General features: G+C 70.3%; 19 protein-coding genes. 10 read left to right on the forward strand and 9 right to left on the reverse strand.

Going from position 1 to position 21677, the window contains the following annotated elements; translation table 11 throughout:
• Window positions 1-71: 71 nt before the first annotated feature.
• On the reverse strand, window positions 72-746 hold the full coding sequence (locus OHA03_RS15495) for a Crp/Fnr family transcriptional regulator (protein ID WP_030925113.1): 675 nt from the start codon (window positions 744-746) through the stop codon (window positions 72-74).
• 313 nt (window positions 747-1059) lie between these two features.
• Here OHA03_RS15495 and nth point away from each other — a divergent pair, with 313 nt between their 5' ends.
• From nth to OHA03_RS15510, 3 genes are all read left to right on the forward strand, one after another.
• On the forward strand, window positions 1060-1947 hold the full coding sequence (nth, locus tag OHA03_RS15500; protein WP_267004434.1) for an endonuclease III: 888 nt from the start codon (window positions 1060-1062) through the stop codon (window positions 1945-1947).
• Between the two features lie 84 nt (window positions 1948-2031).
• Window positions 2032-2805, forward strand: coding sequence for a CoA pyrophosphatase (locus OHA03_RS15505; protein WP_267004435.1), 774 nt, complete (start codon window positions 2032-2034; stop codon window positions 2803-2805).
• 90 nt (window positions 2806-2895) lie between these two features.
• A complete protein-coding gene (locus tag OHA03_RS15510; RefSeq protein WP_267004436.1) occupies window positions 2896-4101 on the forward strand; it encodes a MarP family serine protease in 1206 nt (401 codons plus the stop codon).
• An 86-nt stretch (window positions 4102-4187) separates the two neighbouring features.
• Here the strand turns inward: OHA03_RS15510 and OHA03_RS15515 are convergent, their stop codons facing one another.
• The 7 genes from OHA03_RS15515 to OHA03_RS15545 form a co-directional block, all read right to left on the reverse strand.
• Window positions 4188-4391 carry a hypothetical protein gene (locus OHA03_RS15515; protein WP_267004437.1) on the reverse strand — a complete coding sequence of 68 codons (204 nt, stop codon included), beginning with the start codon at window positions 4389-4391 and terminating at the stop codon, window positions 4188-4190.
• 169 nt (window positions 4392-4560) lie between these two features.
• Window positions 4561-5523, reverse strand: coding sequence for an alpha/beta fold hydrolase (locus OHA03_RS15520; RefSeq protein ID WP_267004438.1), 963 nt, complete (start codon window positions 5521-5523; stop codon window positions 4561-4563).
• A complete protein-coding gene (locus OHA03_RS15525) occupies window positions 5520-6059 on the reverse strand; it encodes a phage holin family protein (RefSeq protein ID WP_267004439.1) in 540 nt (179 codons plus the stop codon). Before OHA03_RS15525 ends, OHA03_RS15520 begins: the two co-directional genes overlap by 4 nt.
• A 45-nt stretch (window positions 6060-6104) precedes the next feature.
• The gene (nhaA, locus tag OHA03_RS15530) at window positions 6105-7514 is read right to left on the reverse strand and encodes a Na+/H+ antiporter NhaA (RefSeq protein ID WP_267004440.1); all 1410 of its coding nucleotides are present in this window, start codon (window positions 7512-7514) and stop codon (window positions 6105-6107) included.
• Between the two features lie 227 nt (window positions 7515-7741).
• Window positions 7742-9739 (reverse strand): acetate--CoA ligase, encoded by a 1998-nt coding sequence (acs, locus tag OHA03_RS15535; protein WP_267004441.1) that lies wholly within the window; start codon window positions 9737-9739, stop codon window positions 7742-7744.
• Between the two features lie 113 nt (window positions 9740-9852).
• Complete coding sequence (locus OHA03_RS15540; RefSeq protein ID WP_267004442.1) at window positions 9853-12549, reverse strand: bifunctional SulP family inorganic anion transporter/carbonic anhydrase; 2697 nt, start codon at window positions 12547-12549, stop codon at window positions 9853-9855.
• 701 nt (window positions 12550-13250) lie between these two features.
• A complete protein-coding gene (locus tag OHA03_RS15545) occupies window positions 13251-14246 on the reverse strand; it encodes an ATP-binding protein (protein ID WP_267004443.1) in 996 nt (331 codons plus the stop codon).
• A gap of 102 nt (window positions 14247-14348) precedes the next feature.
• On the opposite strand from OHA03_RS15545, the gene OHA03_RS15550 reads away from it, so the two are divergent.
• The gene (locus OHA03_RS15550; protein WP_267004444.1) at window positions 14349-15173 is read left to right on the forward strand and encodes an oxidoreductase; all 825 of its coding nucleotides are present in this window, start codon (window positions 14349-14351) and stop codon (window positions 15171-15173) included.
• A gap of 549 nt (window positions 15174-15722) precedes the next feature.
• Here OHA03_RS15550 and OHA03_RS15555 read toward each other — a convergent pair.
• Window positions 15723-16562 carry an HAD family phosphatase gene (locus OHA03_RS15555; protein ID WP_267004445.1) on the reverse strand — a complete coding sequence of 280 codons (840 nt, stop codon included), beginning with the start codon at window positions 16560-16562 and terminating at the stop codon, window positions 15723-15725.
• 498 nt (window positions 16563-17060) lie between these two features.
• Between OHA03_RS15555 and ssd the strand changes: the two genes are divergently transcribed.
• From ssd to OHA03_RS15585, 6 genes are read left to right on the forward strand one after another with little or no spacing between them, the layout of a single operon-like run.
• The gene (gene ssd / locus OHA03_RS15560) at window positions 17061-18176 is read left to right on the forward strand and encodes a septum site-determining protein Ssd (RefSeq protein WP_267004446.1); all 1116 of its coding nucleotides are present in this window, start codon (window positions 17061-17063) and stop codon (window positions 18174-18176) included.
• Window positions 18173-19321, forward strand: a complete 1149-nt coding sequence (locus OHA03_RS15565) for a TadA family conjugal transfer-associated ATPase (protein ID WP_267004447.1) — start codon at window positions 18173-18175, stop codon at window positions 19319-19321. The genes ssd and OHA03_RS15565 overlap by 4 nt, the downstream gene beginning before the upstream one ends.
• Window positions 19322-19365: 44 nt before the next feature.
• The gene (locus tag OHA03_RS15570; RefSeq protein WP_267008059.1) at window positions 19366-20199 is read left to right on the forward strand and encodes a type II secretion system F family protein; all 834 of its coding nucleotides are present in this window, start codon (window positions 19366-19368) and stop codon (window positions 20197-20199) included.
• A complete protein-coding gene (locus OHA03_RS15575) occupies window positions 20196-20999 on the forward strand; it encodes a type II secretion system F family protein (RefSeq protein WP_267004448.1) in 804 nt (267 codons plus the stop codon). Before OHA03_RS15570 ends, OHA03_RS15575 begins: the two co-directional genes overlap by 4 nt.
• Window positions 21000-21057: 58 nt before the next feature.
• Window positions 21058-21258 carry a DUF4244 domain-containing protein gene (locus tag OHA03_RS15580; protein ID WP_267004449.1) on the forward strand — a complete coding sequence of 67 codons (201 nt, stop codon included), beginning with the start codon at window positions 21058-21060 and terminating at the stop codon, window positions 21256-21258.
• Window positions 21245-21655, forward strand: coding sequence for a TadE family type IV pilus minor pilin (locus OHA03_RS15585; RefSeq protein WP_267004450.1), 411 nt, complete (start codon window positions 21245-21247; stop codon window positions 21653-21655). The genes OHA03_RS15580 and OHA03_RS15585 overlap by 14 nt, the downstream gene beginning before the upstream one ends.
• Window positions 21656-21677 lie beyond the last annotated feature (22 nt).

Consider the following 21677-nt stretch of genomic DNA (forward strand, 5'->3'; position numbering starts at 1 on the left):
GCGGTCCTGATACGCGTGGAGGGCCCCGCCTGGCGGCGGGGCCCTCCACGTCGTGAGGAGATGGTGTCCGACTAGCGCGAACGCTTCGCCAGGCGCTCCACGTCCAGCAGGATCACGGCGCGCGCCTCCAGGCGCAGCCAGCCGCGGCCCGCGAAGTCGGCGAGTGCCTTGTTGACCGTCTCGCGAGAGGCGCCGACCAGCTGGGCCAGCTCTTCCTGGGTCAGGTCGTGGACGACGTGGATGCCTTCCTCCGACTGGACACCGAACCGGCGCGACAGGTCGAGGAGGGCGCGGGCGACACGGCCCGGTACGTCGGAGAAGACCAGGTCGGACATCTGGTCGTTGGTCTTGCGCAGTCGGCGGGCGACCGCGCGCAGCAGGGCCGTGGCCACCTCGGGGCGGGCGTTCAGCCAGGGCTGCAGGTCGCCGTGGCCGAGGCCGAGGAGCTTGACCTCGGTGAGCGCGGTGGCGGTGGCGGTGCGAGGGCCCGGGTCGAAGAGCGACAGCTCACCGATCAGCTCGCCGGGGCCGAGGACCGCGAGCATGTTCTCGCGTCCGTCGGGGGACGTGCGGTGGAGCTTCACCTTGCCCTCGGTGACCACGTACAGCCGGTCACCCTGGTCGCCCTCGTGGAAGAGAGCGTCGCCGCGTGCGAGGGTCACCTCACTCATCGAGGCGCGGAGCTCCGCGGCCTGCTCATCATCGAGCGCCGCGAAAAGCGGGGCGCGCCGCAGAACGTCGTCCACGAGTTCTCTCCTTGTCGGCCTGTTCAGGGAACCGTGGTCCCCATCATGCCGGACGGTAAAACAGTGCGATCAATCACAAACCAGTTTGACGCACGGGCGCAGCTCACCGTGCGGCAGGGGGCCGATTGGGGGTGGATCCGCAGTGACCGGGGCGGATGTCAGTGCCTGGCTCTAGGCTGGCCCGGTGTCCAAATCGCCGGTGAGAGCGCAGGCCAAGGGGGCTGATGAGGTGTCGGAAGGCCGAAATTCCGCTGTGGGCGAACAGGGTATCAGTCGCTCGGCAAAAGCGACAAAACGCCCCTCGGGAGAGTTGGTGAAACAGGGGGAGCCGGTGAAGTCGGCGAAGCCGAGGAAGCCTGCGAAGGCAGCCGATGCGGCGAAGTCCGGGAAGCCTGCGAAGGCAGCGGAGGCGGCGAAGTCCGCGAAGCCCGGGAAGCCGGAATCCCACCTCGCGATGGTCCGCCGCGCCCGCCGGATCAACCGCGAGCTCGCCGAGATCTACCCGTACGCCCACCCGGAGCTGGACTTCAGGAACCCCTTCGAGCTCCTCGTCGCGACGGTCCTGTCCGCCCAGACCACCGATCTGAGGGTCAACCAGACCACCCCCGCGCTGTTCGCCGCCTACCCCACCCCCGAGGACATGGCGGCGGCCGTCCCGGAGGAGCTGGAGGAGCTCATCCGGCCGACCGGCTTCTTCCGGGCCAAGGCCAAGTCGCTGATAGGCCTCTCCGCGTCGATCAGGGACAACTTCGGCGGTGAGGTACCGGGCCGGCTGGCGGATCTCGTCACGCTGCCCGGGGTGGGCCGCAAGACCGCCAACGTCGTCCTCGGCAATGCCTTCGGCGTCCCCGGCATCACGGTCGACACCCACTTCGGCCGGCTGGTCCGGCGCTGGAAGTGGACGGAGCAGGAGGACCCGGAGAAGGTCGAGGCGGAGATCGCCGCGATCTTCCCCAAGAGCGAGTGGACGATGCTCTCGCACCGCGTCGTCTTCCACGGCCGCCGCATCTGCCACGCCCGCAGGCCTGCCTGCGGCGCCTGTCCGATCGCCCCGCTCTGCCCCTCGTACGGTGAGGGCGAGACGGACCCGGAGAAGGCCCGGAAGCTCCTGAAGTACGAGATGGGCGGCCAGCCGGGCCAGCGTCTCAGCCCGCCGCCGGACTACCCGGGCAGGCCCGCGCCCGCACTGGGAGCCGGGTGACGGAGGCGGGGGCCGGCCGACAGGTGCGCCCGCTCCGGAACGAAATGCGTGGCGACAGGCGTTGTGGGACGACGAGGGGTGCCGATGAAGACGCACGAACAGAGCCACGTACGGACGGATGGGCAGACGCCCGACCGGAGCGACGTGGAGAAGCGCGAACACAACCGCACCGCGGGCGCGGGCCGTGACGACGCGATCGCCGTCACGGCCGACGGGCTGCCCGGCTGGCTCGACCCTGTCGTCCGCGCCGCGCGGACCATCGAGCCCCGGCAGCTCAGCCGCTTCCTGCCGCCCGAGAACGGCGCCGGGCGCCAGTCCGCGGTGCTGATTCTGTTCGGCGAGGGCGAGCGCGGCCCCGAGCTGCTCCTGATGGAGCGCTCCGGGTCCCTGCGTTCCCACGCGGGGCAGCCTTCCTTCCCCGGTGGCGCCCTGGACCCCGAGGACGGCGATCAAGCGACCACAGGGCCGCTCAGGGCCGCTCTGCGGGAGGCCGAGGAGGAGACTGGCCTCGATCCGCGCGGCGTCCAGCTCTTCGGCGTGCTGCCCCGGCTGTACATCCCGGTGAGCAGCTTCGTGGTGACGCCGGTGCTCGGCTGGTGGCGGGCGCCGAGCCCGGTCGGAGTCGTCGATCCGGCGGAGACGGCCCGGGTCTTCACGGTTCCCGTGGCGGATCTCACGGACCCGGCCAATAGAGTGACGACGGTGCACCCCAGCGGTCACCTCGGCCCGGCATTTCTGGTCGAATCCGCCCTGGTCTGGGGTTTCACGGCCGGGGTCATCGACCGCATTCTGCACTTCGCAGGGTGGGAGCGCCCCTGGGACAGGTCCAGACAGGTGCCGCTCGACTGGCGCGCATGACAGGCTGACGTCCGTGCCGGGCCCTTCCGGGCCGGCCCGGCCTCAGCCGAACGAACGGGTCCGGCGACGAATCTGCGAGGGCAATAGACGGTGAACGTGCTGGACATCCTGCTGCTGGCCGGCGCCGTGTGGTTCGCAGTGATCGGCTACCGCCAGGGCTTCGTCGTCGGCATCCTGTCGGTGATCGGGTTCCTCGGCGGCGGACTTGTCGCCGTCTATCTGCTTCCGGTCCTGTGGGACCAGTTGACGGACAGCTCCGAAGTGTCCTCGACTGCCGCGGTCGTCGCGGTCATAATCGTGATCGTGTGCGCCTCCGTCGGTCAGGCCTTTACTACGCATCTCGGCAACAAACTCCGCCGCTACATCACGTGGTCGCCCGCGCGCGCACTCGACGCGACCGGCGGCGCGCTGGTCAATGTGGTCGCGATGCTGCTGGTGGCGTGGCTGATCGGGTCAGCCCTCGCGGGTACGTCGCTGCCGACGCTGGGCAAGGAGGTCCGCAACTCCTCGGTGCTGCTCGGCGTCTCCCGGGTGATGCCCGCCCAGGCCTCCACCTGGTTCACGGACTTCTCCTCGGTCCTCGCGCAGAACGGCTTCCCGCAGGTCTTCAGCCCCTTCGCCAACGAGCCGATCACCGAGGTCAAGGCCCCGGATCCGGCACTGGCCGGCAGCCCGATCGCGAAGCGGGCCAAGCAGTCCATCGTCAAGGTCGTCGGTACGGCTCCGAGCTGCGGCAAGGTCCTCGAGGGCACCGGCTTCGTCTTCTCCGACCGCCGGGTGATGACCAACGCGCATGTCGTCGGCGGCGTCGACGAGCCGACCGTCCAGATCGGCGGCCAGGGGCGGCTGTACGACGCGAAGGTCGTCCTCTACGACTGGCAGCGCGACATCGCCGTACTCGACGTCCCGGGCCTCGACGCGAAGCCGCTGAAGTTCACCGACACCAACCACGACGCGGCCTCGGGGAACAGCGCCATCGTCGCGGGCTTCCCGGAGAACGGCTCCTACGACGTACGCGCCGCGCGCGTCCGCGGCCGCATCGACGCCAACGGCCCGGACATCTACCACCGGGGCACGGTCCGCCGCGACGTGTACTCGCTCTACGCGACGGTCCGTCAGGGCAACTCCGGCGGCCCGCTGCTGACCCCCGACGGCAAGGTGTACGGAGTCGTGTTCGCCAAGTCGCTGGACGACCCCCAGACGGGCTACGCCCTGACGGCCGACGAGATCCGCCAGGACATCACGACCGGCCGCACCGCGAACCAGCAGGTCGACAGCCAGGCGTGCGCGCTGTAGGTCGCGGAGAAGGCGAGGGAGTGCGGGGCAGCCGACCCGCACTCACCCCCTGGGGTCTTTCTCCGTGTGATCGGGTGAGAGGCGCGTCATCCGCGGGGATGCCGCAGCCGCGCCGAGACCCAGCGGGCCCGGCGGCGGAGAATGCGCGGAATGCCCAGCCGGGGATCATGCAGATCATGCGCACTGCGCACCCGGCCCTGGAGGCCGTCCCCCTCATGAGTGCTCGGATCCGCCGTAGCGGTCGAGCGTCGATTGCGTGCTGCGTCACCGAAGTCGTGCGTCCAGCCCATACCCCGACGTCTGCCCGTGCCTCATGGTCGGTAATCGCCCATGCGTCAGCCAATTGGCCTATGCGCCGGGCAATTGGCTGTTCGTCAGACAACTGTGCTGTCCCGGCCACCGATTGGCCGCGCTGGGTCAGTCCGGCCGCCCGCAGAGCCGGTCGCGTGGCTGCCAGGGCTACCGGTCCGGCTCAGGATCCATGAGCCAGTTGATGAGTTCGGTCGAGAACCCGACCGGATCCTCCTCGTGCGGGAAGTGCCCCAGACCATCGAAAAGTCGCCAACGGTACGGCGCTTCGACGTACTCGCCGGACCCCGCCGAACTCCGCGTACGGACCGCCGGATCCAGCGAACCGTGCAGATGCAGCGTGGGCACCCGCACCGGACGCTTCATCCTGCGGTTGAACTGGATGCCGTCCGGGCGCGCCATGGACCGCACCATCCAGCGGTACGGCTCGATCGAGCAGTGCGCCGTCGACGGGATGCACATCGCGCGCCGGTAGACGTCCACCGCCGCGTCGTCGGGGAACTCCGCCGCCCGCGGCCCCGACCAGTCGCGGATCAGTCGGCCCACCAACGCCGCGTCGTCCGCGACGAGCTGACGCTCAGGCACCCACGGCCGCTGGAAGCCCCAGATGTACGAGCCCGCCCGGGACTGTGCGAAGTCGGAGAGCATGGAGGACCGCCAACGGCGCGGATGCGGCATCGAGGAGACCACCAGCCGGCGCACCAGCTTCGGCCGCATCACTGCGGCCGTCCAGGCGAGGTAGCCCCCCATGTCGTGGCCGACCAGCGCCGCGTCCGGCTCGCCGAGCGAGCGGATCACGCCGGTGATGTCGAGGGCCAGGTTGGCGGGGTCGTAACCCCGCGGCGTACGGTCGCTGCCGCCCACCCCGCGCAGATCCATCGCGACGGCACGGAAGCCGGCGTCGGCGAGCGCGGTCAGCTGATGGCGCCAGGTCCACCAGAACTGCGGGAAGCCGTGAAGCAGCAGTACGAGCGGCCCGTCACCCAGCTCGGCGATGTGGAAGCGCGCCCCGTTGGCCGCCACGTCGCGGTGGGTCCAGGGGCCGTCGAGGCGTACGGGACTGCCTGAGCCGGGGCCTGTGGGGCCGAATGCGCTGGAATCGGGGACGGTCATGTGGACGAGCGTGCCACAGCGGACGCCTTGTCCTGGACCGAGGACTTCACCACGGCCTTGTCCGCCGGGGTGCTGACCGAGGCCGTGACGGCCGGACGGCTCGCACCCGCGGTGACGGCGGGCCGCGGATGCGGCTTGACGCCCTGCAGCACGGCCGCCGTCTGCTTGGCCGACGCGATGGACTTCTCCGGCGGCTTGACCTTCTTGAACTTGGCGATGGCGATCAGCGCGAGCACGATCGCAAGCAGAATGAACGCGGCGCCCACGATCAGGAACGACCACGCGAGCCCGAGTCCCAAGTTGTGGATTCCGTACGCCGCCGCGAAGCTCAGCACGGGCAGCGCGAACAGAATCAGCACGCCTGCGACGATGAACGCCACACTGCCGGCCACGCCCCGCTTGACGTCCTGCCGCACCTCGGCCTTGGCCAGGGCGATCTCGTCGTGCACCAGTGCGGACACCTCGGCGGTCGCCGAGGCGACCAGCTGCCCGAGACTGCGGTCGGCGCTGCCCGCGTAGTTGCCGGGGTCGCTCATCCCTGACTCCCTCTTCTGCTCCAGCTCAACACATCTGGTGTCAGATCATGCCGGACTGTCCGGCTTGCTGCGCGCTGCCCCCGCCAGTTCGGCAAGGCGGCGGTGTTCCGCGGCCTTCTTCTCGTAGATCGCGGCCATCCGAAGGTGGTACGCGGGATCGTCCTGCTCGTAGATGTCGGGAACGCCGTCCTGGTCCTCGTCGAGCTCCTCCGCCTCGTAGAGCGTCCGGTATCTGCGTACCCGGAGTTTGAGCAATGCACCGGAGAACACGGCCGCGATCAGGGAGCCCATCAGCACCGCGGCCTTGATCTCGTTGGTGAGGCCGGCGTTCCCTTCGAACGCGAGCTCGCCGATGAGCAGCGAGACGGTGAAGCCGATCCCGGCGAGCGCGGCGACCGCGAAGACGTCCGCCCATGCCAGGTCCTTGTTCAGCTCGGCCTTGGTGAAGCGGGCGGCCAGCCACGTACCGCCGAAGATGCCGATCGTCTTGCCGGCGACGAGCCCCAGTACGACACCGAGCGTCTCGGGCCGGGTGAAGACCCCCGCCAGCGCGTGACCGGAGAGCGAGACCCCGGCCGAGAAGAGCGCGAACAGCGGCACGGCGAGACCGGCCGACAGCGGGCGTATCAGGTGTTCGATGTGCTCGCCGGGGGAGTGCTGCTCGCCCTCGCGCCGGGTGCAGCGCAGCATCAGGCCCATGGCGACACCGGCGATGGTGGCGTGGATGCCGCTGTTGTACATCAGTCCCCAGATGACCAGGGAGAGCGGTACGTAGACGTACCAGCCGCGCACGTTCTTGCGCAGCAGCAGATAGAAGACGGCGAGGCCGACGACGGCGCCGATGAGCGCCATGAAGTCGATGTCCTCGGTGAAGAAGACGGCGATGATCAGGATCGCGAAGAGGTCGTCGACGACGGCAAGGGTGAGCAGGAAGGCGCGGAGCGCGGACGGCAGCGAGGTGCCGATCACCGCGAGGACGGCGAGCGCGAAGGCGATGTCGGTGGCGGTGGGGACGGCCCAGCCGTCCGTGGAACCGCCGCCGACCACAGTCACCAGCGTGTAGACGATGGCCGGCGCGGCCATGCCGCAGAGCGCGGCGATGACCGGCAGGACGGCCGCCTTGGGGTCGCGCAGGTCACCCGCTACCAGTTCTCGCTTGAGCTCGACACCCGCGACGAAGAAGAAGATCGCGAGCAGCCCGTCGGCCGCCCAGTGCTGCACGGACAGGTCCAGCCCCAGGGAGTGCGGCCCGAGGTGGAAGTCGCTGACGGCCCGGTAACTGGACCCGAAAGTGTTCGCCCAGGTCAGCGCGGCCACAGCGGCGACCAGCAGGATGACTCCGCCGACGGTCTCGGTGCGCAGGGCGTCCGCGAGGTAGTTCCGCTCGGGGAGGGAGAGACGCCCGAGAAAGGTGCGGCGGGAGGGAGAGGGGGGTGTGGGGGCGGGCGCGGCCACGAGTGGAGACCTCCGGGTCGGTACGGCAGCAATGGCATGGCTGATGCACTTGCCGACCAGACTTCCCGGCACACCCTGTGGAGATTTTTTGATGAGTTGTTGATGCAGCTGCCACTGTACCCGGGGTGTGCGGGGCCGTATGCGGTGATCTTCACTTTAAATGCCCGAGGGGCACCCGGCGCGTTGCCGGATGCCCCTCGGGGTCGTATCTGCTCGTGCCTGCTGCCTCAGTCCTCGGAGGACGACGACGGCAGCTGCGTCTGGATGAGGTCCATGACCGAGGAGTCGGTGAGCGTGGTGACATCACCCAGCTCGCGGTTTTCCGCGACATCGCGCAGCAGGCGGCGCATGATCTTGCCGGAGCGGGTCTTCGGCAGCTCGGCGACCGGCAGGATCCGCCTGGGCTTGGCGATCGGGCCGAGCGTGGCGCCGACATGGTTGCGCAGATCGGCGACGAGGTTGTCGGAGGCGGACGCCGAACCGCGCAGTATCACGAACGCGACAATGGCCTGGCCGGTCGTCTCGTCGGCCGCGCCGACCACAGCGGCCTCGGCTACCGACGGGTGCGACACGAGCGCCGACTCGACCTCGGTGGTCGAGATGTTGTGCCCGGACACGAGCATCACGTCGTCGACCCGGCCGAGCAGCCAGATGTCGCCGTCCTCGTCCTTCTTGGCGCCGTCGCCCGCGAAGTACTTGCCCTCGAAGCGCGACCAGTAGGTGTCGAGGAAGCGCTGGTCGTCGCCCCAGATGGTGCGGAGCATCGACGGCCACGGCTCGGTGAGGACGAGGTAGCCGCCCCCGCCGTTCGCCACCTCGTTGGCCTCGTCGTCGACGACGGTGGCGGAGATACCGGGCAGGGCGCGCTGGGCCGAACCGGGCTTGGTCTCCGTGACACCGGGAAGCGGCGAGATCATCATCGCGCCGGTCTCGGTCTGCCACCAGGTGTCCACGATCGGGCACTTGTCGGCGCCGATGTGCTTGCGGTACCAGATCCACGCCTCGGGGTTGATCGGCTCACCGACCGAACCGAGAATCCGCAGCGACGACAGGTCGAACTTGGCGGGGATGTCGTCGCCCCACTTCATGAACGTACGGATCGCGGTCGGCGCGGTGTAGAGGATCGTGACGCCGTACTTCTGGATGATCTCCCAGAAGCGCCCCTGGTGAGGGGTGTCGGGCGTGCCCTCGTACATCACCTGCGTCGCGCCGTTGGCCAGCGGTCCGTACACGATGTACGAGTGTCCGGTCACCCAGCCGATGTCGGCGGTGCACCAGTAGACGTCGGTCTCCGGCTTGAGGTCGAAGACGGCGTGGTGGGTGTACGCCGCCTGCGTGAGGTAGCCGCCGGAGGTGTGCAGGATGCCCTTCGGCTTACCCGTCGTACCCGAGGTGTAGAGGATGAAGAGCGGGTGCTCGGCGTCGAATGCCTCGGGGGCGTGCTCGGCGGACTGGCGGCCGGTGATCTCGTGCCACCAGACGTCGCGGCCCTCGGTCCACGGGGTGTCCTGGCCGGTGCGCCGCACCACGAGGACATGCTCGACGGTGTCGAGACGGGAGACGGCGTCGTCCACGGCGGGCTTCAGTGCGGACGGCTTGCCGCGGCGGTAGCCACCGTCGGCGGTGATGACGACCTTGGCGTCCGCGTCCTGGATGCGGGCGGCGATGGCGTCGGCGGAGAAGCCGCCGAAGACCACCGAGTGCGCGGCGCCGATGCGGGCGCAGGCCAGCATCGCGACGGCGGCCTCGGGGATCATCGGCAGATAGACGGCGACCCGGTCGCCCTTGCCGACGCCGAGCTCGGCGAGGGCGTTGGCGGCGCGGGAGACCTCGTCCTTCAGTTCCGCATATGTGATTGCGCGGCTGTCGCCGGGCTCGCCCTCGAAGTGGATGGCGACACGGTCGCCGTGGCCCGCTTCGACGTGACGGTCCACGCAGTTGTACGCGACGTTCAGTTTGCCGTCCGCGAACCACTTGGCGAAGGGCGGGTTGCTCCAGTCGAGCGTCTCGGTCGGCTCCGTGGCCCAGGTCAGGCGCCGGGCCTGATCGGCCCAGAAGCCCAGCCGGTCCGCCTCGGCCTGCTCGTACGCCTCGGCTGTGACGTTGGCGTCGGCGGCCAGATCGGCGGGTGGTGCGAACCGGCGATCTTCCCGAAGCAGATTGGCCAAGCTTTCGTTGCTCACGACATCTCCCATTCCCAGGGTGTCCGTTGTGTCCCGGGGCATAGCTCATCAGGCCAAGGGCCGGGTGACAAGTGTCTGCCGGGAATTGGTTTAGACCTGTGTTTCGTGTATGGAGGAACGACCACAAGGTCTCACGGACCCAAGGCGCAAGTGGTTCAGGCGCTCGTACGTTCCAACTCGCCGGAACCAGAGGGATCGGCAGGGTCCCCCGCCGCGGCGGGGGCGGAAACAGCTGCGTGATCACCGGGATCACTGAGACCGGTGGGGTCACTGAGGTCGGTGATGTCGTACGGGTGGGCGTGGTTAGGGTCGCCGGGGCCCACCCGCTCGAAGACCTCGTCGATCCCGCTACCGGCGCTCGCGCCCTCGGCCAGCAGATACGCCTGCGCCTCGCCGACGTGGAAGTACATCCCGTGCAATTGGAGTGCACCCTCGGCGAGTCTCCGCGCCACCGATCCATGGGCCCGCAGATGGTCCAACTGCTGGACCACATTGGAGAGGCAGAGCTGCTCCACCTCGTCGGCGGGCAGCCGGCCGGAGATCCGTGCCCAGGCATGATGCCGGGACCTCATCCGTTCCAGGCTCGGCAGGCCGTGCCGCAGCCAGCGCCACAGGGACGTCTGCGGGGCGTCCGGCCCGGTGCTCATCAGCGCCTGCATCGCGCCGCAGCCGGAGTGGCCGCAGACGGTGATGGACTCGACCTTGAGCACATCCACCGCGTACTCGATCGCGGCGCCCACCGAGTCGTCACCGGCCTCCGCGCCCGGCGGGGGCACGAGGTTGCCGACGTTCCGAACGGTGAACAGGTCGCCCGGGCCGCTCGCCGTGATCATGCTGGTGACCAGGCGGGAGTCCGCGCAGGTGATGAAGAGCTGGGAGGGACGCTGACCCTCGCGGGCCAGCCGGGCCAGCTCGTCGCGCACCAGCGGAGCCGTATTGCGCTGGAACGAACTGAGCCCGCTGGCCAGCCGGTGCGCGCCGGTCCGGCGCGGAACGGCGGCTCCGTCGCCGGGGGTGTCGAACCCGCCGGTGGGGCCGGCGGTGGCGGCATTGACGCCCGGGGCGTCGGCCTCGGCGCGGCCTGAGCCCGTGGGCCCCTGGACGGCGGTGGGGTGTTCGCCGGAGGGGGAAGCCACCCAGGTGGCGGCGGCACGGCGGGTGTCGACCGGCCGGCCGGGCCGGTCGTGGCAGTGGTGGTTGCGCCACGGTGTCCAGGGGCGGCAGCAGGAGTGGGCCGCCGAGGCAGGCTCGGCGATCCGGCCACCGGATCTGCCGGTGAAAACGACCCGGCCGCCCTGCGCGGTCTGGGCATCGCTCCAGTGCTGGATCGTCTCGTACGCCGCGTGGTCCATGAAGAATCCGTCCAACTCGACCACCGCGTCCCCGCCTCGGGGCAACTGGCCGAGCGCCCGGCTGAGCCGTGGCACCGCGAGGAACGTCAGCTGCCCTCGTACGACCACCAGATGCTGGCCGTTCTGATCGGTCACCGTGATCCTGGTGCGGGACAGCCGGTGCAGGGCGACAGCCACGGCCACGGCGATGCCGATGGCCACACCCTCCAGCACACCGAAGAGCACCACACCGGTGATCGTCGCCCCGTACACCAGGAATTCGCGGTGCCTGTGGACATTGCGGATGTGGGCGAAGCTCACCATCTGGAAGCCGACCACCATCACCAGAGCGGCGAGTGCGGCCAGCGGGATCCACTCCAGGGCCGTGACCAGCAGTCCGGCGGCGAGCAGCACCCAGACGCCGTGCAGCACGGTGGCGGCTCGGCCGGTGGCCCCGGCCCGTACGTTCGCCGAACTCCGCACCGCGCCACCGGACACCGGCAGTCCGCCGAGCAGCCCGGACAGTACGTTGGCGATGCCCTGGCCGCGCAGTTCGCGGTCGAGATCGGAGCGCTGGACCGGCGGGGCGGCCGGGGCAGGAGTGGCGGAATCGGCGGTTCGCCCGCCGGCGCGGTCGGCGGTCAGCTTGTCCACCGCCACTGCGGCGAGCAGCGATTCGAGGCTGGCCACCAGCAGCACCGTGAACACGGCGGTGGCCAGGGCCAGGACGGGGCCCTGCGGCAGCTCGGGCAGGGCGTGCGAGCGCCAGGAGGGCAGGTCGACCCGGGCGATCCCGGGAGCTGCGACCGCTGCCACCGCCGTTGCGATCGCCACCGAGGCGAGGGCGGCAGGCAGCCGTCGCACCGCTCGCCCGATCCGCCCGGGGAGCCGCGGCCACACCACCAGTACGGTGATGGTCAGTGCACCGATCAGCGGTGCGGCCGGACTCGACCGGCCCAACTGCTCCGGAAGTGCCAGGGCGTTGGCGGCCGCCGAGCTCAGGGGTGAGCCGCCGAGCACGATGTGCAACTGGGCGAGCGCGATGGCCACGCCGATACCGGCGAGGGTGCCGTGCACGATGGCGGGGCTGACAGCGAGGGCGCCGCGCGCCGCTCGCAGCGAGCCCAGCAGGATCTGCAGAAGTCCGGCGCCGATGGTGATCGCGCAGGTGGTGCGCCAGCCGTAGATCTGGATCAACTCGGCTGTGACCACGGTCAGACCGGCGGACGGGCCGCTGACCTGGAGGGGAGTGCCGCCGAGCAGTCCGGCGACGATGCCGCCGACCGCGGCGGAGATGAGTCCGGCTTCCAACGGGGCGTCCATGGCGACGGCCAGGCCGAGCGACATGGGGACGGCGATGAGAAAGACAGTGATCGATGCGGACAGGTCGGCGCCCGCGATGCGGAATCGCCCGCCGCGGCGCGGCGGTGGCGGGCTGTGAGGGCGCTTGATTCCCGAGGCGCGGGAAGGCGGCGAACTGCGGGCTGTGTGGTCATGACGGATGCGGACGCAAGCAGACATGTTCCCGTCTCCTCCGGGGCAGCGCGGTCGCGGAACGTGGGGACGCGGCCGTGGGTCACGGCGTGCAGCGGCGGGATTTCTCAACTCTCGGTAAATGAATCGTAATGGAGAGTAAAGATTTACGTCCATGATTCAGGGCAAACGGGCCATTGGATCACTCATTCAAGTGAATAGTCAGCTTTTTTGCATGGTCTGTCATGCGGATGTTTTCAGGGCCGCATGCGACCTCGGCCGCGCTGCGTCGGCAGATTTCGTACAAATTATCCGAAAAGGAAGAGAGTGGGGCCGATGACGGCCGCCGCGAAAGGGGATGCCGGGCCCGAGTGGAACGCGCCCGCCCCCGGCGTCGCTTCTGCCTCACCGGCGACGGCTCCACCACATCTTCACCGAAAGTCGGCCGAAGCGGCTCCGGCCGGAGCGCCTGTCGCCTGGTCAGAAGCTGCCGCAGTGCGTGGTGTTCTCCTGGGACGGCGCCGGCGAGGGCACGCTCGGCGGCGGCGAGGCGCCGCGGGGAGGGGCGGGCGGCCCGCCTCGCCCCCGGGCCCCGGGGCGGTCCGACGGGAAGCGGGCAGAGCGCCAGAGGTGTCCGGCCCCCGTCACCGCGCCGGTCGCCGAGTCGTGGGCGACCGGTTGGATCGCAGGTCAGGGACCGGGTGGATCAAGGAACCGAGTGATGGAGGGGGTGCGGCGTCGCAACCCGTTCACACGGGCTGAGCGACGCCGACCTGCGCGCTCCGCTCGTCGAGCACGAAGGAGGGGTCGACCTGGGCGGCCAGGTCGGCGCCCGTCTTCTCGTTGCCCCAGCTCTCTGCGTTCTTCAGATGGAAGTGCACCATCTGCCGCGTGTAGCGCTCCCAGTCGCGCTGCCCGTACGAATCCTCCGCCGCGTCCTGCAGGGCCTGCAGGGCCATCCGGTTGTCCGCCTCCAGTAGCTCGAAGCGGGCAGGCCGACCCTTTTCCATCGCCCGCACCCAGTCGGAGTGACCGATGCTGACCAGCAGGTCGTCACCGACCTCGGCCCGCAGGAAGTCCAGGTCGTCCTGGCCCTGCACCTTGTTGCCGACAACCTTCAGGGCGACCCCGAAGTCCCGTGCGTACTCCTTGTACTGGCGATAGACCGAGACGCCCTTGCGGGTCGGCTCGGCAACCAGGAATGTCATGTCGAAGCGGGTGAACATTCCTGACGCGAAGGAGTCCGAACCCGCGGTCATGTCGACGACCACGTACTCATCGGGACCGTCGACGAGATGGTTGAGGCAGAGCTCGACCGCGCCGACCTTGGAGTGGTAGCACGCCACCCCCAGATCCGATTCGGCGAACGGTCCGGTGGTCATCAGTCGGATGTCCCCGTCGTCCAGCGTGATCGTGCGGGCGCACGCGTCATAGACCGGGTTGTCCTCGCGGACGCGGAGCAGCCGCGAGCCCTCGCCGGGCGGAGTCGTCTTGATCATCGTCTCGACGGAGGCGATACGGGAGTTGCTGCCTCGCAGATACTCCTTGATCAGTGGCAGTTGCGCACCCATGGCGGGCAGCGCCGCCGCCTCCTCGTCATCGAGGCCGAGTGCGGCCCCCAGATGCTGGTTGATGTCGGCGTCCACCGCGACGACATGGGCTTCATTGGCGGCAAGGTGGCGGATGAAGAGCGAGGACAGCGTGGTCTTGCCGCTGCCGCCCTTCCCTACGAAAGCGATCTTCATGTTCACCTAGGGTAGCTGCACAACTGCGCTCCGTTGTCGAACTTCGTGAAGAAGGCCACTCCGGGGCGGTATGGGTGTAGGGGGCGCGTAGCCTCGCTACCTATGAGTACGACTGCCCCAGACCCGCTCGCCACCCTGGGCGCCCTGCCGGGGGTCGCCGACGCGGTGGACTCCGTACGCAAGGCCGTCGACCGCGTCTACGGCCACCGAGTCATGCGCCGCCGCAGCAACGAGGTCACCGCGGAGGCGGCGCTGCGCGGCGCGCGCGGATCCGCCGCGCTCTCCGGCGCCGACTGGAACCTGGAGGAGGTGCGGCGGCGTACCGACTTCAGCGGTGACGACGAGTCGCAGGTGATCGGAGCCGCCCTCCGGCTCACCGCGGAAGCAGGTCAACTGCTCTCCATCTGGCGGCAGTCGCCGCTGCGGGTCCTTGCCCGGCTGCATCTGGTGGCGGCCGGCGGGGCCGCGCCCGACGACGCTGTCGGCCGGCCTCGGCTGGCGGGCGAACCGGTGGACGAGCCGCTGATCGAAGCGCCGCTGCCGGACGCGGACGAGGTCGCCGGACGGCTGGAAGGTCTCTCCGGACTGATCCTTGCGGGGAGTGCGGCGCCCGCGCTGGTGACGGCCGCGGTCGTGCACGGCGAACTGCTGGCGCTGCGCCCCTTCGGTTCGTACAACGGGCTGGTCGCGCGGACCGCCGAACGGATCGTGCTGATCGGGAGCGGACTGGACCCGAAGTCCATCTGTCCCGCCGAGGTCGGCCATGCGGAACAGGGCCGGGCGGCGTACGTCGCAGCGTTCGAGGGCTATCTGTCGGGGACGCCGGACGGCATGGCCGCCTGGATCGCGCACTGCGGGCGCGCGGTGGAGCTCGGTGTCAGGGAGTCGACGGCGGTCTGTGAGGCGCTGCAGCGCGGGGCTGCCTAGCTCCCGCCCGGCGGCTCGTCCGTCAGCTCGGCCGCCAACTCCCCGGCCCGACTGCTGACTTCAGTGCCCGATCAAAGGGTTGCGGCGGTACCGTCCTCGGTACCGCCGCTGGCACGTCCACCCAGTTACCATGCGTCCTCGATACATGCCCATCAGGTCGGGAACTCAGCCCGTTACCTGGTGCGGCTGGCCCGTAATCGACGGGTCGACGTCGCGTGGGTGCTCGGTTTTCATGCTCGGTCCGTGGGGCCTTCTCTGCGTTACAGGTAATCCTCTCGGATGTCCTTGGTCTCGCGGGCCGTTGACTCCTTTGTACTCCACACCTGGGGTAAGCGGTAGTGCTGGCCATGCTTCTTTACTTTTCGGTTCAAATGTGGACGATTCGAACATGCTGGTCAGGGCCGGAATCCGGCATGTGACAGAGCCGTTCGACGCGGACCGCGATCGCTGTCCGGAGGCAGGCTCCGGACAGCGATCGCGTGGGGACCCGGGCGGCGGGCTTCGCGCGGCGAGGGCCAAGTCCCGGTGCGGGGGTGCAGGTGCGGGATGTCAGGCGGTTGTCACGGCCGCGCGTCGGCGCGACGTGTACCAGACGAGTCCCGCGGTGACGGCTGCTGCGCCCACTGCTGCGGCGGCGACGAGCGCCGGGCGGGGTGGCATCGAGAACGCGGGCAGCCGCTGCTTGAGCCGAACCGGGCGGTTGAAGACGAGAATCGGCCATTCCCGGAGTGCTGCTTCACGCCGCAGTGCGCGGTCCGGGTTGACCGCGTGCGGGTTGCCGACGGCCGCCAGCATCGGTACATCGGTCGCGGAATCGCTGTAGGCGTAACAGCGCGAGAGGTCGTATCCCTCCGAGACGGCGAGTGCCTGGACCGCCTCGGCCTTCGTCGGCCCGTACGCGTAGTACTCCACCTCGCCGGTGAAACAGCCGTCGTCGCCGACGACCATTCGAGTGGCGACGACCCGGTCGGCGCCCAGCAGCTCGCCGATCGGCTCGACGACTTCTGCGCCCGAGGTGGAAACGATGACGACATCGCGTCCGGCGGTGTGGTGCTCCTCGATGAGGGTCGCCGCCTCGTCGTAGATGATGGGGTCGATCAGATCGTGCAAGGTCTCGGCGACGATTTCCTTCACCTGCTGGACGTTCCAGCCCTTGCAGAGCGCGGAGAGATATTCGCGCATCCGCTCCATCTGGTCGTGATCGGCGCCCCCGGCGAGGAACACGAACTGTGCGTACGCGGTGCGCAGTACGGCACGGCGGTTGATCAGTCCGCCTTGGTAGAAGGACTTGCTGAAGGTCAGAGTCGAAGACTTCGCAATGACCGTCTTGTCCAGGTCAAAGAAGGCTGCTGTGCGCGGCAAGGAGTGGTTTTCCACAAGGCAGAGCATAGGGGCCCACCATTCGGCGTAAACTCTGGCGCGTGGGTTTGCCTGAGAAGGCTCTCGGGTACACCATGGAAGTCACGGATCGTTCGCGACCGTGCTAACCCGGTCCGACTCCTCCCCCCCCGAGTCGGCCGTGGGGACGACCCCCGCTCTCCCCCCCGGCGGGGGTCGTCGCATGTCCGGACGCATTTCTGGCGCTCGGAATCAAGCATTCTGTCTCCTTCTCGGCCGCGACGGCCCGTATTTCTGCGCTCTCGAACCTCCATGACTCGTCACAGTGTGTAGTCGAAGTGCTGCTCTCCGGAAGTCGCCGGTATGGGTGACGGAGATATTCACAGCGGTGGAGTTGTCCACAGTTTTTGAGCAAGATCCACACGATTTCTCGAAGCGTTGCACGGTGATTCCACCCGCGAAGTCCGCGGGTTCCGGATATCGCCGATCTCGGAAGCCTCCGAGATCGCCGCGAAACCGCGGTGAAGGTGCAGGGAGAAGGGGGAGATCGTGGCCGAATCCATCGCACGGGATCGTCTGCCGGTCGCCGAGGAGCGGAGCGGCGGACCGCTGATCGTGACCGAGGATGTGGAACTGCTCGACGATCTGCTGCGGCTGTGCGCGGCCGCCGGAGCGGAGCCTGAGGTTCACCACACGCTGCCGGAAGGCAGAGGCGGCTGGGAGCGGGCTCCGATGGTTCTGGTGGGCGACGACGCGGCCCCGCGATGCCGTGGAGTCGCGCGCAGACAGGGCGTGATGCTCGTGGGCCGCGACCAGGACGCCCCGGACGTCTGGCGGCGGGGCGTGGAGATCGGGGCGGAATATGTGCTGCGTCTGCGCGACGCGGAGAGCTGGCTCGTCGATCAGATCGCCAATGCCGCGGAGGGTGTGGGCAGGCCCGCGCTCACCGTCGGAGTGATCGGCGGACGGGGCGGAGCCGGCGCGTCGACACTGGCCTGCGCGCTGGCCGTGGCTGCGGCCAGGAGCGGGCGGCGGACCATGCTGATCGACGGCGATCCGCTGGGTGGCGGCATCGATGTGCTGCTCGGCGGCGAGCGCGTCGAGGGGATGAGGTGGCCGGATTTCGCCCATTCCAAAGGACGGGTGGGCGGTGGCGCCCTGGAGGAGTCGCTGCCCGCATTGCACGGGTTGCGGGTGCTCAGCTGGGGGCGCGACGACTGGGTGGTCGTTCCGCCATCGGCCATGGCGGCGGTGCTGGCGGCCGCGCGCAGGCTCGGTGGGGTGGTGGTCGTCGATCTGCCGCGCCGGGTCGACGAGTCGGTGGCCGAGGCGCTTGCCCAGCTGGACCTCGGGCTGCTGGTCGTCCCCGGCGAGTTGCGGGCGGTCGCGGCGGCGAAGCGGGTGGCATCCATGGCCGGGATGGTCCTGGGCGATCTGAGGGTGATGGCACGCGGCCCGTACGCGGCAGGTCTGGACGAGCGCTGGGTGGCGGATGCGCTGGGGCTGCCGCTCGCCGGTGAACTCCCGCTGGAGCCGGGGCTGCTCGCCGCTCAGGACAGCGGGACGCCGCCCGGCGGCAGCGCCCGTTCCCCGCTGGCCAGGTTCTGTGCGGCGTTCTGGGACCGCGCGCTTGCCGGAGGCGTCGCCGGGGGAGCGGTGTCATGACCGAAGCATTGCTCGACGCCGTGCGGCAGCGGCTGGCGCAGAGCGGCGCCGCACCGACCCCGGCCGGGGTGGCGGCCGCGCTCCGGGCCCAGGGAAGGCTGCTCGGCGATGCCGAAGTGCTCGGAGCCGCAGAGGAGTTGCGCGGCGAACTGGTCGGCACCGGGGTGCTGGAACCGCTGCTTGCCGATCCCGCGGTCACGGACGTGCTGGTGTCCGCGCCGAACCGGGTGTGGGTGGACCGGGGAGGCGGGCTCGAACTCACCGGGGTGACCTTCCGGGACGCCCCGGCGGTGCGCAGGCTGGCGCAGCGGCTCGCCGCGGTTGCCGGGCGGCGGCTGGACGACGCCCGGCCCTGGGTGGACGCCCGGCTGCCGGACGGGACGCGGATGCACGCGGTGCTGCCGCCGGTGTCCGTCGGTTCCACGTGCCTGTCGCTGCGGGTGGTGCGCCCCAGGGCCTTCTCGCTGGTGGAGCTGGTTGCGGCGGGGACCGTACCGCCGGGCGGGGACCGGGTGTTGCGGGCGCTGGTGGAGGCCCGGGTCTCGTATCTGATCAGTGGTGGCACGGGCGCGGGGAAGACCACGCTGCTGTCGAGCCTGCTGGGCGCCGTCGGGGAGCGGGAGCGGATCGTGCTCGCCGAGGACTCGGCCGAGCTGCGGCCGGACCACCCGCATGTGGTGCGCCTGGAGTCGCGTCCGGCCAACCAGGAAGGGGCGGGCCGGGTGACCTTGCAGGACCTGGTGCGTCAGGCGTTGCGGATGCGGCCGGACCGGCTGGTGGTGGGGGAGGTGCGTGGTTCCGAGGTGACGGTGTTGCTGGCCGCGCTGAACACGGGCCACGAGGGCGGTTGCGGCACGGTCCACGCGAACGCCGCCGAGCATGTCCCCGCCCGTCTGGAGGCCCTCGGCACGGCGGCCGGACTCGACCGGGTGGCGCTGCACAGTCAGTTGGCGGCGGCGCTGTCGGTGGTGGTCCATCTCGTACGGGACCGGGCCGGGCTGCGGAAAATCGCCGAGGTGCACGTGCTGGAGCGGGATGCGGCCGGTCTGGTGGTGACGGTGCCCGCGTTGCGCTGGGGCGCCGACGGTTTCGTCCGGGAGCGGGGATGGGAGCGGCTGCGGTCGCTGATCGGGGGTGCGATGTGACCGGTGGGTTGTCGGCGGGGGCGGCGGAGTACGCGACGTACACGATGGCCGTGTGTGCGGGGACGGCTGCCTGGTTGGCGGTGGGGCAGGACCAAGGGCTGCGGCGGGCCAGGGTGTTGTTCGTCGACGGGGTGGGTGAGCCGGCGTCGCGGAGCTGCTGGGAGCGGGTCCTGGACCGGTGCGGCGGGATGTTCCGGGGGCGCAGGGAGTGGCTCTGTCTGCCGGTGGCGCTCGTGCTTGCCGTGCTGGGGGAGTCCCTACTGCCGGTGGTCGCGGGGGTGGTGGCGGTGCCGCTGGTGCGGCGGTGGCTGCGCAGGCAGGCCGGACGGCGGGAGCGCGAGCGCCGGGCCGATGCGGTGGTGGCGCTGTGCGGTGCGGTGGTGGGTGAGCTGCGGGCCGGGCACGAGCCGGGGCAGGCGCTGTTGGTCGCCGTGCGCGGCACCGGCGCGATGGGTGCGGCGGAGGCCGCCGTGTCGGCTGCTGCGCGGTTCGGTGGCGATGTGCCGGCTGCGCTCGGGCAGGCGGCGCGTGAGCCGGGCTTGGAAGGGCTCGCCGGGGTGGCGGCGTGCTGGCGGGTCGCGGTGGACGGAGGGGCCGGGCTGGCGGCCGGTCTGGACCGCGTGGAGGGAGCGCTGCGGGCCGAGCGGCGCCGACGGGAGGAGTTGCGGGCGCAGCTGGCGGGTGCCTGGTCGACGGTGGCCGTGCTGGCGCTGCTGCCGGTGCTGGGTCTGGGGCTGGGGGCGGCGCTCGGGGCCGACCCGTTGCGGGTACTCCTGCACGGTCCGGCCGGGCTGGTCTGCCTGACGGGCGGCGGCCTGCTGGAGACGGCCGGTCTCCTCTGGGCCGGCCGGATCGTACGGGCGGGGGAAGCCGCATGAGCCGGGTGGCAGGCGAGGTTGTGCACCTTGTCCACGGGTTGGGTCTGCTGGGGGTGGTGCTGGGCGCGGTCGCGTATCCGGCTCTCGCCCTGGCCGGGCGGCGGCGAGAGCGGACGGTGCTTCGCCGGGGCGGGTTGCTGCTGGCGGTCGACCCCGGGAAGCGGCGGCGCAGGCGGTCGGTGTCCGGGACCCGGATCAGGGATCTGGCCGCGCTGCTGGGCGCAGTGGTGACCGGCTGGATTCTGGTCGGCGGTCCGCTGGGGTGTGCGGCCGGACTGGCGGCCGCGTACGGCACCTGGCGGTGGCAGCGGACGCGCGATCGGCGCAGACCCCGCGTGCCCGCAACAGAGGCGGCGGAGATCGCACAGCAGCTCCCGCTGGCAGCCGATCTGCTGGCGGCCTGCATCTCGGCCGGAGCCGGGCCGCGTGAGGCGGCCGAGGCGGTGGGGGAGTCGCTGGGCGGTCCGGTCGGCGAACGGCTGGCTCGGACGGCGGCGGAGATCCGGCTGGGCGGCGAACCGGCCGTCTCCTGGGGGAGGTTCGGCGAGATACCGGGCGCCGGTGCACTGGCCCGCTGTCTGGAGCGGGCGGGCTCGACCGGGGCTCCCGCGGCGGAGCCTGTCTCCCGCCTGGCCGCGGCGATGCGGGCGGAACGGTCGAGTGCGGCCGTGGCGCGCGCCCAGCGGGCCGGCGTGCTGATCACGGCACCGGTGGGGCTCTGTTTTCTGCCCGCCTTTCTGGCGGTCGGGGTGGCGCCCGTGGTCATCGGCCTGGCGACCGGACTGCTGCACACCGGTTGAGACAAAGGTGGCAATCGTTATTCATTCGATTCAAATCGAACCATTCTCGGGGGTTGAAATGGCACAGCGAATCAGGAGCTGGGTGCGGGGCATGGTGCGCCGAGCCCGGTCGGACGGCGGAATGACGACGTCCGAATATGCGGTGGGGACGATCGCGGCCTGCGCGTTCGCGGCGGTGCTCTACAAGGTGGTCACCAGTCCGCCTGTCATGACGGCGCTGCAGTCGCTTCTCAAGGACGCGCTCGATGCGAAGTTCTGAGGGGCGGCGTCCCGGCAGCGGGAGCGGCGAGGCCAGGGGTGACGGAGGGGGAGACGACCGGGGCGCGGTGACGGCGGAGGCGGCCATGGTGATTCCGGTACTCGCGCTGTTCGCCCTGGCCCTTGTCTGGGCGCTGATGGCCGCCTCCGCCCAGATCCGGTGTGTGGATGCGGCGAGGGCCGGGGCTCGGGCGGCGGCCCGCTCCGAACCGGAGGCGCAGGTGTTGGCAGTCGCCCGTTCGGCGGCACCCGACCGGGCCCGGATCGATCTGGAACGGGCCGGGGAGCTGTGGCGGGTTCGGGTTGCTGCACCGACGCCCGGACCCGGCCCGCTGACCCTGACGCTGAGCGCGGAGGCGGCAGCGCTGGCCGAGGACACGGTGGGGGTGGCGCCGTGACGAGGGAGGATGCCGGCTCGGG

The organism is Streptomyces sp. NBC_00154 (genome assembly GCF_026342835.1).
In the GTDB taxonomy this organism is placed as follows: Bacteria; Actinomycetota; Actinomycetes; order Streptomycetales; family Streptomycetaceae; genus Streptomyces.

What these genes read in the sequence shown, in the direction of transcription:
- OHA03_RS15505 (WP_267004435.1), top strand. Translation starts at nt 2,032, where the DNA reads ATGAAGACGCACGAACAGAGCCACGTACGGACGGATGGGCAGACGCCC.
- OHA03_RS15515 (WP_267004437.1), bottom strand. Translation starts at nt 4,391, where the DNA reads ATGGGCTGGACGCACGACTTCGGTGACGCAGCACGCAATCGACGCTCG.
- OHA03_RS15520 (WP_267004438.1), bottom strand. Translation starts at nt 5,523, where the DNA reads ATGACCGTCCCCGATTCCAGCGCATTCGGCCCCACAGGCCCCGGCTCA.
- OHA03_RS15525 (WP_267004439.1), bottom strand. Translation starts at nt 6,059, where the DNA reads ATGAGCGACCCCGGCAACTACGCGGGCAGCGCCGACCGCAGTCTCGGG.
- acs (WP_267004441.1), bottom strand. Translation starts at nt 9,739, where the DNA reads ATGCCCCGGGACACAACGGACACCCTGGGAATGGGAGATGTCGTGAGC.
- OHA03_RS15540 (WP_267004442.1), bottom strand. Translation starts at nt 12,549, where the DNA reads ATGTCTGCTTGCGTCCGCATCCGTCATGACCACACAGCCCGCAGTTCG.
- OHA03_RS15545 (WP_267004443.1), bottom strand. Translation starts at nt 14,246, where the DNA reads ATGAAGATCGCTTTCGTAGGGAAGGGCGGCAGCGGCAAGACCACGCTG.
- OHA03_RS15550 (WP_267004444.1), top strand. Translation starts at nt 14,349, where the DNA reads ATGAGTACGACTGCCCCAGACCCGCTCGCCACCCTGGGCGCCCTGCCG.
- OHA03_RS15555 (WP_267004445.1), bottom strand. Translation starts at nt 16,562, where the DNA reads ATGCTCTGCCTTGTGGAAAACCACTCCTTGCCGCGCACAGCAGCCTTC.
- OHA03_RS15565 (WP_267004447.1), top strand. Translation starts at nt 18,173, where the DNA reads ATGACCGAAGCATTGCTCGACGCCGTGCGGCAGCGGCTGGCGCAGAGC.
- OHA03_RS15570 (WP_267008059.1), top strand. Translation starts at nt 19,366, where the DNA reads ATGGCCGTGTGTGCGGGGACGGCTGCCTGGTTGGCGGTGGGGCAGGAC.
- OHA03_RS15575 (WP_267004448.1), top strand. Translation starts at nt 20,196, where the DNA reads ATGAGCCGGGTGGCAGGCGAGGTTGTGCACCTTGTCCACGGGTTGGGT.
- OHA03_RS15580 (WP_267004449.1), top strand. Translation starts at nt 21,058, where the DNA reads ATGGCACAGCGAATCAGGAGCTGGGTGCGGGGCATGGTGCGCCGAGCC.
- OHA03_RS15585 (WP_267004450.1), top strand. Translation starts at nt 21,245, where the DNA reads ATGCGAAGTTCTGAGGGGCGGCGTCCCGGCAGCGGGAGCGGCGAGGCC.